This is a genomic window from Hymenobacter antarcticus (assembly GCF_039539545.1).
GTDB lineage: Bacteria > Bacteroidota > Bacteroidia > Cytophagales > Hymenobacteraceae > Hymenobacter > Hymenobacter antarcticus.
Genome location: NZ_BAABDI010000010.1, coordinates 1 through 12,338 on the forward strand (window position 1 = coordinate 1; position 12,338 = coordinate 12,338).

Below are 12,338 nucleotides of genomic sequence, written 5' to 3' on the forward strand. Positions count from 1 at the left end.
TCTGTACTTTGCTGGATAAGGCGCCGAGTTGCCGGCGTTGTGCGGGCGCACCCGTGTGGTAATTTTCCCATAAATTCGTTCGGTAAGCAGGCGGTAAAGGTACCCCACTATCCTCCGGGACTATACAGCTAGCTCGTTGGTCTGGTCACGAATTTTTTCGGCCTGACGCAGTACTACCTGGTCGCGTTCCTGGTTTAGGTTTCGCACCACCGCCACCCGGATGCCCCTTACCGTATTAGCCGCTCTCTCTTTGGCTTGTTCATTTTCTGCTTGCAGCGTGGTATCTAAGAGACGAAGCGTAAGCCAAGCCCGCCGCTGTTCCTGCCGGTGCTGCCATGCCCCCCAAGCACCCAGCCCCAAAATAGTTATTACAACAACCCAATACAGCGCCCGGCGATTCATGTGCTTGATAAAAAAGGCCATGGGAATGGGGGACAGTTAGGAACTGTATGAAATTCGAGCGGATTGGCAATTTAGGTTTTAAACGGCTTCGTCCCCATCAAATTGCTTTACCCCAGCACCCCGGCCGGCACGTTGTGCAGAATCAGCCACACCAGCTCCCGCAGAATCTCGGCGTCGTCCATCGAGCCGCTTTCGATGCCCTTGCTCTGCGCGTCGGCCCGGCGGATGCTGTGGATGAGGCCCACCACCCGCTCGGCCGGGTACACGCGCAGGGCCTGCTGGTATTCCTTTTGGGCGAAGCTGTTTATAATGCCCAGGCTTTTGAACACGCCATCCGAGGGGTTGGGGCCGGCTTGATGCAGCACCAGCAGCTTGGTAAAGAAGTTGAACAGCAGCGTCAGGTTCGGGATGAGCGGGTTGGCCTTGGGGTTGGCCGCGAAGTAGGCCAGAATGCGGTTGGCCTTGAGCACGTCGCGCTGCACCAACGCCTTTTGCAGCTCGAAAATATTGTAGTCCTTGCTGATGCCCACCATGCGCTGCACCAGCTCCTCGTCGATGGGCTGGCCGGGCTTCAGGTTCAGCACCAGCTTGTCGACTTCGTTGGCCAGCCGCCCCAAATCGGCCCCGATGTACTCGGCCAGCATGGCCGTGGCCTGCCCCGTAATCTGCTGGCCGCGCCCGCGCACGTTGGCCGTGAGCCACTGCGGCACCTGGTTGTCGTAGAGCTTCTTGCTGGTCATGAGCACAACCGGCGAGTCTTTGCCGCTGAGCAGCTTGCCCAGCTTCTTGCGGCTATCCAGCGTCTTGTGCTTGTAGCAAAACACCAGCACGGTGCTGAGCAACGGGTTTTTGAGGTACGCCTCCAGGAACGGCCAGCTCCGCTCCTGCTCCAAATCGGCCACCGTCTGAGCTTCTTTCACGATGACCACCGAGCGCTCGGCCATCATCGGAAACCGCTTGGCCTGGCCCAGAATGCCGGTCACGTCCACGTCCTTGCCGTAGATAATAACCTGGTTGAAACTGCGCTCGTGCTCGGCCAGCACGGTTTTTTCAATCAAATCGGCCACCACATCAATGTAGTACGGCTCCTCCCCCTGCAAAAAATACACGGGCTGAAACTGCCGCTGCTGGAGCTGCTTAAGTATCGCGTCGGCTTCCTGTATCAATGGGTGAAAGGCTGAATGGGTGAATGGGTGAATGAACGGGCGGCACGTTCTTCCACGCTGGCAAAGGTAAAGCCGCCTAGTACCTTTGGGGCCACGTTTTGCGGGTGAATAACGTTTCCATTCACCCATTCACCCATTCAGCCATTCACCCATTGAATCTAATTGAAGAACTGACCTGGCGCGGCATGTACCACGATGCCATGCCCGGCACCGCCGAACACCTCGCGGCCAATGCCCCCATCACCGGCTACATCGGCTTCGACCCCACGGCGGCCTCGCTGCACATCGGCAACCTGGCTACTATCATGCTATTAGTGCATTTGCAGCGCGCCGGCCACCGCCCCGTGGCCCTCGTGGGTGGGGCCACCGGCATGATTGGCGACCCCAGCGGCAAATCGGCCGAGCGCAACCTGCTCGACGAAGCCACTTTGCGCCACAACCAAGCCGGTATTCAGGCCCAGCTGGAGAAGTTTCTGGACTTCTCCGCAGGCCCCACCGGCGCGCTGGTGGTGAATAACTACGACTGGTTCAAGGAAATCGGCTTTCTGGGCTTTTTGCGCGAGGTGGGCAAGCACCTCACCGTAAACTACATGATGGCCAAGGACTCTGTTCAGAAAAGAATAGGCCAATCCAATGACAATTCCCAGGTCAAAGCAATTGCTTCAGAATTGGTTAATCGAAGTCAAAGTCTAAGTTCCGCAGTGTCTGACTTGCGTTCAGCTCATGATAGCTGGACTATGCTTGAGATATCTGAACCTGCTATTCTAGATGATAGAATAGTGGACGTTAATATGGCAACTGAAAATGTCATCAGTTCAATTTCCTCTTTAAACTCAGAATTGAATTCTGAGAATCGGGAAGATTCTCGAAACGGCATCAGCTACACCGAATTCAGCTATCAGCTGCTGCAGGGCTACGACTTCGTCCACCTCAACAAAACGCTGAACTGCACCCTGCAAATGGGCGCCAGCGACCAGTGGGGCAACATCACGACCGGCACCGAGCTCATCCGCCGCCTCGCCAACGCCGAAGTAGAAGCAGCAGCGGCAGATTCCAGCCACTCAGCCACTCAGCCGCTCAGCCACTCCAAAGCGTACGCTTTGACCGGCCAGCTCATCACCAAAGCCGACGGCACCAAGTACGGCAAGTCCGAAACCGGCACCGTCTGGCTCGCCCCCGCCCTGACCTCGCCCTACCAGTTCTACCAATTCTTCCTGAATGCCGCCGATGCCGACGCCCCGCGCCTCATTCGCGTGTTCACGCTGCTCTCACAGGCAGCAATTGAACAGCTGGAAGCCGAGCACGCCGCAGCCCCGCACCTGCGCATCCTGCAAAAGGCCCTGGCGGCCGACGTAACCACCCGCGTCCACTCGCCCGCAGCCACCGAAGCCGCCATCGCCGCCTCCCAAGTCCTTTTCGGCGGTGGCGACCTCGCCTCCCTCGACGAGGCCACCCTGCTCGACGTATTCGCCGGCGTGCCCCACCTGCGCGTATTGCGCGTCGACCTCCCGGACCTCAACGCCGCCACGCTGCTCAGCGACATCACGCTGCATCAGATTTTCACCTCCAAGGGCGAAGCGAAGAAAATGATTCAGCAGGGCGGCGTGAGCATCAACCGCGAGAAAGTGGCCTCGCCCGATGCCCACGTAGCCGCCCTAACCTATTTGGCAGGCAAGTACCTGGTGGTGCAGAAAGGCAAGAAGAACTACTTTTTGATTGAGCTCGTGTAATTCCACCCATTCCCACAGGCATAAAAAAAGGCCCTGCCAATCGGCAGGGCCTTTTTTACTGTCCACGAAATCCGACAAATCCGATAAATCCGAGCGAATCCGTGGTTCAGATTACTTCTTCTTGGCAGGAACAGCCTTCTTAGCAGCGGCCGGAGCAGCTTTCTTAGCAGGAGCGGCCTTCTTGGCAGCAGGAGCAGCCGCGGCGGCACCAGTGTTTTTAGTGTTCTGCACTTCGGTGCGGAACGCCTGAGCCATCGTTTTCAGCTCCTGCATGCCTTTACGGACACGTGTGCCGGCAGCAGCGTTCTGCTTCTCGTAGAATTTCGAAAAGTCGTCTTCGAGCGACATCACGAGGTCCTTCAGTTTGCCAAAATTATTCATTGGGGTTGGGGTTGGGGGTGAAAAATGAGTTAGTAGCGGTGTTAAGCCGGCCCTAATATACAGGGATTTCAAATGCAAGCAAGTTTTTCGCTTTTTTTTAAAAACCCCCTCCCCTGCTTTTAGAGGCCGATTTTGCCAAAAAAAAGGCCATTTGCGCAAAATCACTTGCCTGCCTCCAACTTAGAATAGTTCAAAAACAAAAACGCCGGCCACCCTCTTGGGCAGCCGGCGCGATGTGCCCTGGCGGGCTATTCTAGGCTATTTGGGCCGGGGCCGGGGCCTTGCTGTAAAGGCCCTTATCGAGCTTGGCGGCCATGGCTTCGAAGGCCACAATCGTTTCCTGCACGTCGGCCAGCGTGTGCGTGGCCGTGGGGATGAGGCGCAGCATAATCACGCCCTTGGGCACCACCGGATACACCACAATGGAGCAGAAAATGCCGTGATTCTCGCGTAAATCAAAGGTTAGGGCCGTAGCGTCGGAGATTTCACCGGCCAGCAGCACGGGGGTCACCGGCGATTCGGTGGTGCCGAGGTTGAAGCCTTTTTCACGCAGGCCGCTCTGCAGGGCGTGCACCACGTTCCACAGGTTTTCCTTGAGCTCGGGCTGGGTGCGCAGCAATTCCAACCGCTTTAGCGCGCCGATGACGAGTGGCATGGGCAGCGATTTGGCAAAAATCTGGCTCCGCATGTTGTAGCGCAAATATTCAATCACGCTTTCGTTCCCGGCCACGAACGCGCCGATGCTGGCCATGCTCTTGGCGAAGGTGGAAAAAATTATGTCCACGCTGTCAATAACACCCAATTCCTCGGCCGTACCCGCTCCGGTGGCTCCCATTGTGCCAAAACCATGAGCATCGTCGAGGAGGAGCCGAAATGAGTATTTCTCCTTCAATGCCACAATTTCGCGCAGCTTGCCCATGTTGCCCGACATCCCGAACACCCCCTCCGTGATGACGAGAATGCCACCGCCGGTTTCCTGCGTGAGGCGGGTAGCGCGCTGCAGCTGCTTTTCGAGGTTGGAAATATCGTTGTGCGGGTACACAAACCGCTTGCCCTGGTGCAGGCGCACGCCATCGATGATGCAGGCATGCGACTCGGCGTCGTATACGATAGCGTCGTGGCGGGTCACCAGCGAATCAATTGTGCTCAGAATCCCCTGGTAGCCAAAATTCAGCAGCAAGGCATCGGGCTTGCTCATGAAATCGGCCAGCTCGCTTTCCAACTGCTCGTGGTAGCTCGTGTTGCCGCTCATGATGCGCGCGCCCATGGGATAGCCCATGCCCCAGGCCGCAGCCGCCTCGCCGTCTACACGGCGCACTTCGGGGTGGTTGGCCAGGCCCAAATAGTTGTTAAGGCTCCAGGTTAGCACTTCTTTGCCACGAAATATCATGCGCGGCTTGATTTCACCTTCCAGCTTGGGAAAGGCAAAATAGCCATGAGCGTAATGCGAATGCGAACCCAACGGGCCGCGGTTGGCCGAAATCCGGTCGAAAATATCCACTGAAGAAACGGGAATAAGGTGAGTGTAAAACGCGGGGAAACAGCCTCTGCGGGGATTTTTGGGGCTAGCCAAAACGGGCCTAATCACAAAGATAACCCCCGGCTGCGGTTGTACATAATTTGGGCTTAACAACCGGCAAACGGTCGGCAGGTTTGCTGCGAGCGCCTGGTTTGGGACTTTCTTTGTGTCCTGAACCCGTCCCACCCGCCCGTTTCAATGAAAAAAATCTCCAAACTACTCGTCGCCAACCGGGGCGAAATTGCCCTGCGCGTCCTCCGTTCCGCCAAGGAAATGGGCATTGCCACCGTAGCCATCTACTCCGAAGCCGACCGCAACGCCCTGCACGTGCGCTACGCCGATGAGGCCGTGTGCGTGGGCCCGCCCGCCTCCAAAGACAGCTACCTGCGCGGCGACAAGATTCTGGAAGTATGCAGGGAATTGGGTGTCGATGCCATTCACCCCGGCTACGGCTTCCTCTCGGAGAATGCCGGCTTTGCCCGCGCCGTGCGCGAGGCGGGTCTGATTTTCGTGGGTCCCAGCCCCGAGGCCATGGAAATGATGGGCGATAAGCTCTCGGCCAAGCAGGCCGTGAAGGCCTACAATATCCCGCTGGTGCCCGGCACCGACGAAGCCATTTCCGACGTGCCCGCCGCCAAGCTGATTGCCGAGGAAGTCGGCTTCCCCATTCTCATCAAGGCCTCGGCCGGCGGCGGTGGTAAGGGTATGCGCATCGTGAACAATACCGACGAGTTTGAGGAGCAGATGCAGCTGGCTATTAATGAGGCGGTATCGGCCTTTGGCGACGGGGCGGTGTTCATCGAGAAGTTCGTGACCGGCCCGCGCCACATCGAAATTCAGGTGTTGGGCGACGAGCACGGGAATATCGTGCACCTGTTCGAGCGCGAGTGCAGCATCCAGCGCCGCCACCAGAAGGTGATTGAGGAAGCGCCCTCCTCGGTGCTCACGCCCGCGCTGCGCGCCGAAATGGGCCGCTGCGCCGTGGACGTGGCCCGCGCCTGCAACTACGCGGGAGCCGGCACCGTGGAATTCCTGCTCGATGACAAGCACAACTTCTACTTCCTGGAGATGAATACCCGCCTCCAGGTCGAGCACCCCGTCACGGAGCAAATCACCGGCCTCGACCTGGTGAAAGAACAAATTAAAGTAGCCCAGGGCGAGCCCCTCGCCTTCTCGCAGGAAGACCTCGCCATCACCGGCCACGCCATTGAGGTGCGCGTGTACGCCGAAGACCCGCAGAACAACTTCCTCCCGGACATCGGAACCCTGACCACCTATGTGCGCCCCCAGGGCCCCGGCGTGCGCGTCGACGACGGCTTTGAGCAGGGCATGGACATCCCGATTTACTACGACCCGATGATTGCCAAGCTGGTCACCTTCGGGGCTAACCGCGCCGAGGCCATCGCCCGCATGCTCCGCGCCATCGAGGAATATCAAATCACGGGCATCGAAACCACCTTGGGCTTCGGGGCCTACGTGCTGCGCCATCCCGCCTTCGTGAGCGGCAATTTCGATACGAACTTCATCAAGGACCATTTCACCCCCACCACCCTCGCCCCCACCGCGCCGGATGAGGCCACGGCGAAAATAGCCGCCGCGCTAGGTGCCCTGCTGCTCAGCGAGAAGAAACCCAAAGCGGCGGTAGCAACTGGTGAATCGGCGGGTACGGAGGGTTCGGGGTGGCGCAGGAACCGGTTGGGGGTGCGGTAGATGTTTTTACACACTACGCATTCTTACAAACAAAAAAGCCTTAGCTGTACAGCTAAGGCTTTTTTGTTTGCGTTTACTTCGCTTTGTATTTACTGTATTCTTTAATATTCAATATGGCATAGGTTTCTGCATTGAAAGCAAATTCTTTATGCGACTCTGAAATTTTACTGTAATCTCCAAATCCTGACCTGTTCATAATCCTGCCAAGGGAAATCCTTGTATCTACATCATGAATTATTAGCTCTATAATTAGCCGAGAGACTAATTTTTCTAAAGTTGGCAGGTAGTAATCCAGTTCTTCTCTTTTAAATTTTTCGCCATGGATAATGGTACTACGAAGCCCATACATATGTCCTACCATTCCGAATAGCACCTCGCAACTATCAATTGTACGTCCGAGAATAATGGCTACAGCACGTTTAAGTCGGTACGTCAACTCATCTTTACCATCCAGAATTGTCTCTAGTGCCATGGTCAGAGATAAGTAGCTATGATGTACCAATGAACTTTGGCGACTTTGTAGATAAGCATCGACTACTTGGCTTATATAATTATCCCTACCTATTCTATCAAAAGCTAACACTAAAAACTCCTGCAAAGAACTCAGTTCTCCGTCCGGTATTTGCATTGGGTTAAAAGTTTCATAACGGTCATATTCAGTCATAGAAGTTTGAACTATCGATATTGGTGAAAGACGCCCATACCTTATTTCGTATATCTTTTGCAAATCACTTGGATAGGCAATTGTCGATAGCCATATACATCTCATTGCATGGTTCCAAGATATTTGATTTGAGTCGATAGGAAGTATTGCATAGTGCGGGTCGTGAATTTGATGCCCTCTCGTATAACGAGCACGAATAGTAGATAGATAATCTGTATCTGTTTTCTGTTGAGAAATCAAAAACTCATCAATGAGCGAAGAGTTGAGAGGCACGTATTTGTAATTCGCAAATGAGAAATCGATTTGTGCTAAATCGAATTTTGCCCCTCTAACGATTATAAGAAAAAAGTCATTAATCATAGCAGAAATTTATTTTATTACGCTTACTCAGCCTTAATGCGCGGGTCAAACTCAAAGTCCTCCCAGCCCACAATGCGCACCTGCGTAAAATCCGAGTGGCGGCTATTGAGCACGTAGTTGTGCTCGTGGGCGATGATGGAAGACGGTACCCGCATTATGGCTGCCGTTTGGCGCTGGTACCAGTCGGCTCCCAAGGGCTGGCAGCGGGCGTAGTGGCGGGGCAGCTGCCATTCGTCGGGCATTTGGTCCAGCGTTAGCTCCTCCACGGCCAGGGAATCGGGCACCTCAATGCGGATGACTTTGAAGAGACTGTTGAGGCCTTCGCCGCTGCGATGCACCACGTTTTCGAGGCAGGCCAGGGCGCGGCTGCCGGCGGCGTAGATGACCAGCTGGCCGCGCAGGTTCCAGCGGCCGGGGTTGCCGGAGGCGATGAGTTCGCCGGCGTATTTGGCCAGGCAGATGCGATAGATTTCCACTTGGGAGTTGGGTATTTTTTCTGCGTTCAGACTGAGCGCAGCTGAATCATTTCGCTTGCTGTGCTAATCCAATAGTCGAAAAAAGAATTACTACCACAAGCGAGACGCTTCGGCTGCGCTCAGCATGACGGGCTGGTTTTTCTATGCGAAGTCGCCGTGGGCAATGCGGTCTACTTCGTCGGCTACCAAATCGATGCCGCCGCTGGTTTCGAGCAGGGCCAGCGGGGCTTGGTTGTCGAGGCCGTAGGCGGGCTTGTCGAGCCAGCGGCGGAAGGCCGTGAGCGAGCCGAATACTTTCTCCCCCAGACTAGCCAGGGCCAGCAGCTTGAGCACTTGCTCGCTGGCGGCGGGGCCGAGACGCTTTTTGCCCTCCCGGTAGGCCCGCAGGGTTTTGGTGGTGGTGTGTAGCAGGTCGGCCAACTCGTCGGCGCTCAGTTTCAGCAGCGAGGCCACGTCGAAAGCGGTTTTGGCCGGCACGCCGGTGCGGGCTTCCATCACGAGGGCGAAGGAATCGGCCACGGTGGCCTGCAGCCCGAGCAGAGCGGGCGAGTAAACGGCAGTCGGATGAGTGGCAGCAGTAGCCATGGACATAAGTAGTCTATCGAGCCCCAAAAGTGGGAATATTTTCCCAATCAACAGGAAATTCTTCCACTTTGTTCCGATACAGTTGCGCCGGCGCTTCCTGGCGCAGAAATCGCATGCTTGCTCAACTACTTCGCTCAACAATATTAATGGCTACTATAACCTATGAGTCAAGCATCTGACTTTAAAATCTCAATTTCAAAAATACAAATATATTATAATTATTTATTTACTATATTATACCTACATTCCACCACGCTCGAATACGTCGGGTCACGGTATGTGCGCCTCCACTGGCCAGAGCCGGGCGATGCGGACTCCCGATTCCTCACGATTTTTCTGCCTGGAAGCCCATGAGTGAATATTCTATGCTCTACACGACCCATACCACGCTGCTCGTGTCGCTGCTGTTTGGCGCGCTCCTCGTTTTCACCGGCATTGGGTTGCGCGTGGGCAAGTGGCGCTCGGCCTATGCCACCGCCACCGACGAGCAATCGGTGGCGGTGGCTTCGCTGCTGGCGTTGCAGGGGCTGTTGCTGGCGTTCACCTTTGCCATGGCCGGCACCCGCTTTGAGGCCCGGCGCGGGGCCATCATCGACGTAGCCACCTCGCTGCACACCGCCATTTTGCGGGCCGACCTCTACCCGGCAGCCGAGCGGCAAGGCTTTCGGCAAGACCTGCGCCAGTATCTTGAATCGCGCATTCGCTACGCGGAATCCCCGCGTGAGAAAGCACCCATCGCCGCCGCGCTGGCCCAATCCGAATTTTATGCCCAACGCCTGTGGGCCCGCACGGTGCGCCTGTCCCCCGAACCCGAATACCAGATTGCTACCGAGCAGATGATTGCGGCCCTGAACACCGTTTTCGAGCACGGGTTGGCCCGGCAGGCCTCGCTGCGGGCCCGCGTGCCCGACCCCATCGTGTACATGCTGTTCATTATTTCGCTGGCCACGGCCTTCTTCACCGGTTACGTGGGCACCAATCGTCGCAAATTTGACTGGCTGGCCGTGGCCGTTTTCCATCTGCTGGTCGGGCTGGTCGTCTACATCACCCTCGACCTCGACCGACCTCGCCGGGGCCTCATCCGCACTACCGACATGCAGGAACTGTTCACCGAGCTACGGCAGCAGTTCCGGCCCGAACGCGACTCGGCGGCTCTGCCCCTGCCGGCTGCCGGGCAAGCGCCCCACAAGCCCGCCGCACAGTAGCAGCCGCCCAGCGCCAGGGCCGCCGGCCTGGCCAAGCCCATCCGATACAGCAATTCAACTACAGCAGGTCGCCCAACTCGCGCACGCCCATCGGCCGCGCCACGGTAAAGCCTTCGCCAAACTCAACCCCGATGATGTGGCCGAACTCCCGCGCCCGCGCCTCCATGAAATGCGCGAAAGTCTGGCTCGACAGATACGTCTGCGGCTCGGTGCTTTCGGGGTCAAAAAACTGGGTTTTGAAGGCCTGAATGGCTTCCCACTTTTTGGCCCAGTGCGGCGTGATATCCACCACGAAAGCGGGCGGTAATTGCCGGTCCTGGATGTAGTGGTACACGTTTTTGGGCCGCCAGGCGGCCTGCGGCAGGCCATCATCGCCAAAGGTCTCAATCATGCGCAGGCCCGCTAAGAAGCAGGCATCCGAGGCCAGCTGGGCGGCGCGGCCGTGGTCGGGGTGCCGGTCGTGGATGGCATTGCAGAGCACCACCTCGGGCTGATAGCGCCGAATAGCGGCGATGAGCGGCAATTGGTGCTCCCGCTCGTTGCGAAAGAAGCCATCGGGCAAGCCCAGGTTTTCGCGGACCTCAATGCCCAGGATTTTATTGGATGCCGCAGCTTCGGCGGCCCTGGTCACGGGAGTGCCACGGGTACCTAATTCACCCCGCGTAAAATCGATAATGCCCACCGTTTTACCCACTGCCATCGCGGCCAGCAGCGTGCCGGTACACGACATTTCTACGTCGTCGGGGTGGGCGCCCAGCGCCAGAATATCCAGTTTCATCACTGATTTTCGCTGATTAAAATAATTTCGCTGATTTCAGCATAAACATCAAGGCAACTTTCGACCCTTCCAGGGCTTTCGGCAAAGAAAAAAATCAGTGAAATCACGGTTAATCCGCGATAATCAGTGATTTATTTGATGCGCAGCTTCTTACCAGGCTGCAGGGTTTTCACGCCCGGATTCAGCTTTTTGAGGGTGCTTACGCGCACCCCGTACTTTTCGGCCACTTCCGAGAGCGTATCGCCCGAGCGCACCTTGTGCGTGACGGTCTGCCGGGCACGCGAGGGCGACCCACTCCGGCTGCGACTTCCGCTGCTGCGGCTGCGCCCCACGGCCCGGCTGTAGTAGTTGAAAAGCTGCGAGGTAATCGTGAAGTTGTCGCGCTTCAGCTTGTAGCCGGGGAAATCATACATCAGCGCCGGGTTGATGGGGTTGCCCTGGTAGCGCACCTCAAAGTGCAGGTGTGAGCCCGTGCTGCGCCCCGTGCTGCCGCCATAGCCAATGAGCTGCCCCGCTTTCACGAAGGTGCCCACCGGCACCAGGGCCTTGCTCATGTGGCCGTAAATCGTCTCCAGGCCGTTGTAGTGGCGCACCAGCACGTAGTTGCCGTAGCCACCGCCGTCCCAGGCCTGAATGCGCACCACGCCATCGTACACGGCCCGCACCGAGTCGCCGGTTTCCAGGTCCAGGTCCATGCCGTAGTGCCAGCGGTAGCCCCGGAAGGCAAAGCCCGACGTAATGGGCGTCGTCACCAAAGGCATTTTGGCGTAGCGCTGCCGGGGCGGGTCGATAAGGCGCAGCTTCAGCGAGTCGCGGTAGCTGCGGCCATCCACACGGTAGGGGTTCACGGTGCGCGTATCCCAGATGGAATAGTAGCCGGCCACTTTCACCCATGAGGAATCAATCAACACTTCCTCCGACATCTCCACAATCTCCTGCCCGCCGAGGTCCAATGTGGTGGTATCCTCGCTCACGATGCTGAGCTTTTTAGCCGGATTGAAAAAGATGGATTTCGCGGCGTCGGAGTTGTCGTCGGGCAATTCTTCGGTTTCGATAACCGTAGTCGTATCCGGCCGCACATAGCGCATTTTCGGCGTTTTAATGCGGAAAAAGTCTGATTTGCCGGTGGCACTGCCGGCCTTGGCCTTCGGACGCGGAGACTTGCGCCGTTGCGCCTGGGCGGGGTTAAGCCCGGCCAGTAGCAGCACAAGTGCCAGCAATAGCAGCGTCGCCCGCCAATAAGTTGTTTTCAGAAAAGTCAAAAGCAAACAGAAAAAGGCCGTAACCGGGGCTCACGTACGCCCCGGCCCGTGCCGTTCAGTTTAAACAAATAGGCATGCGGCAATGCGCGATAGTACCCAA

At 57.0% G+C, this 12,338-nt stretch carries 11 protein-coding genes and 1 pseudogene; 3 read left to right on the forward strand and 9 right to left on the reverse strand.

What is annotated here, in order from left to right:
- Window positions 1–120: 120 nt before the first annotated feature.
- Both ABD819_RS08875 and holA read right to left on the reverse strand, forming a co-directional pair.
- Window positions 121–423, reverse strand: coding sequence for a hypothetical protein (locus ABD819_RS08875; protein ID WP_345123236.1), 303 nt, complete (start codon window positions 421–423; stop codon window positions 121–123).
- Window positions 424–509: 86 nt separating this feature from the next.
- The gene (gene holA, locus ABD819_RS08880) at window positions 510–1,568 is read right to left on the reverse strand and encodes a DNA polymerase III subunit delta (protein WP_345123238.1); all 1,059 of its coding nucleotides are present in this window, start codon (window positions 1,566–1,568) and stop codon (window positions 510–512) included.
- A 152-nt stretch (window positions 1,569–1,720) separates the two neighbouring features.
- On the opposite strand from holA, the gene tyrS reads away from it, so the two are divergent.
- Window positions 1,721–3,298: a tyrosine--tRNA ligase gene (tyrS, locus tag ABD819_RS08885; protein WP_345123240.1), complete on the forward strand. Its 1,578-nt coding sequence runs from the start codon at window positions 1,721–1,723 to the stop codon at window positions 3,296–3,298.
- A gap of 210 nt (window positions 3,299–3,508) precedes the next feature.
- On the opposite strand, the pseudogene ABD819_RS08890 reads toward tyrS, so the two are convergent.
- A pseudogene (locus tag ABD819_RS08890) lies at window positions 3,509–3,679 on the reverse strand (histone H1); the annotation flags it as partial.
- A gap of 253 nt (window positions 3,680–3,932) precedes the next feature.
- Window positions 3,933–5,180, reverse strand: coding sequence for an aminotransferase class I/II-fold pyridoxal phosphate-dependent enzyme (locus tag ABD819_RS08895; RefSeq protein WP_345123242.1), 1,248 nt, complete (start codon window positions 5,178–5,180; stop codon window positions 3,933–3,935).
- A 216-nt stretch (window positions 5,181–5,396) separates the two neighbouring features.
- On the opposite strand from ABD819_RS08895, the gene accC reads away from it, so the two are divergent.
- A complete protein-coding gene (gene accC / locus ABD819_RS08900) occupies window positions 5,397–6,908 on the forward strand; it encodes an acetyl-CoA carboxylase biotin carboxylase subunit (RefSeq protein WP_345123244.1) in 1,512 nt (503 codons plus the stop codon).
- Between the two features lie 73 nt (window positions 6,909–6,981).
- Here the strand turns inward: accC and ABD819_RS08905 are convergent, their stop codons facing one another.
- From ABD819_RS08905 to parS, 3 genes are all read right to left on the reverse strand, one after another.
- Window positions 6,982–7,932, reverse strand: a complete 951-nt coding sequence (locus tag ABD819_RS08905) for a hypothetical protein (protein WP_345123246.1) — start codon at window positions 7,930–7,932, stop codon at window positions 6,982–6,984.
- 23 nt (window positions 7,933–7,955) lie between these two features.
- Window positions 7,956–8,408 carry an RES family NAD+ phosphorylase gene (locus tag ABD819_RS08910; RefSeq protein WP_345123248.1) on the reverse strand — a complete coding sequence of 151 codons (453 nt, stop codon included), beginning with the start codon at window positions 8,406–8,408 and terminating at the stop codon, window positions 7,956–7,958.
- A gap of 141 nt (window positions 8,409–8,549) precedes the next feature.
- Window positions 8,550–8,993, reverse strand: a complete 444-nt coding sequence (gene parS / locus ABD819_RS08915; protein ID WP_345123250.1) for a type II RES/Xre toxin-antitoxin system antitoxin — start codon at window positions 8,991–8,993, stop codon at window positions 8,550–8,552.
- 350 nt (window positions 8,994–9,343) lie between these two features.
- Here parS and ABD819_RS08920 point away from each other — a divergent pair, with 350 nt between their 5' ends.
- On the forward strand, window positions 9,344–10,198 hold the full coding sequence (locus tag ABD819_RS08920) for a bestrophin-like domain (RefSeq protein ID WP_345123252.1): 855 nt from the start codon (window positions 9,344–9,346) through the stop codon (window positions 10,196–10,198).
- Between the two features lie 58 nt (window positions 10,199–10,256).
- Here the strand turns inward: ABD819_RS08920 and bshB1 are convergent, their stop codons facing one another.
- Window positions 10,257–10,976, reverse strand: coding sequence for a bacillithiol biosynthesis deacetylase BshB1 (bshB1, locus tag ABD819_RS08925; protein WP_345123254.1), 720 nt, complete (start codon window positions 10,974–10,976; stop codon window positions 10,257–10,259).
- 131 nt (window positions 10,977–11,107) lie between these two features.
- Entirely contained in the window at window positions 11,108–12,238 is a 1,131-nt protein-coding gene (locus tag ABD819_RS08930; protein ID WP_345123256.1) for a peptidoglycan DD-metalloendopeptidase family protein, read from the reverse strand.
- Window positions 12,239–12,338 lie beyond the last annotated feature (100 nt).

Coding starts and splice junctions, on each gene's coding strand:
- ABD819_RS08875 (WP_345123236.1), bottom strand. CDS start 423: ATGGCCTTTTTTATCAAGCACATGAATCGCCGGGCGCTGTATTGGGTT.
- accC (WP_345123244.1), top strand. CDS start 5,397: ATGAAAAAAATCTCCAAACTACTCGTCGCCAACCGGGGCGAAATTGCC.
- ABD819_RS08905 (WP_345123246.1), bottom strand. CDS start 7,932: ATGATTAATGACTTTTTTCTTATAATCGTTAGAGGGGCAAAATTCGAT.
- parS (WP_345123250.1), bottom strand. CDS start 8,993: ATGGCTACTGCTGCCACTCATCCGACTGCCGTTTACTCGCCCGCTCTG.
- ABD819_RS08920 (WP_345123252.1), top strand. CDS start 9,344: ATGAGTGAATATTCTATGCTCTACACGACCCATACCACGCTGCTCGTG.
- bshB1 (WP_345123254.1), bottom strand. CDS start 10,976: ATGAAACTGGATATTCTGGCGCTGGGCGCCCACCCCGACGACGTAGAA.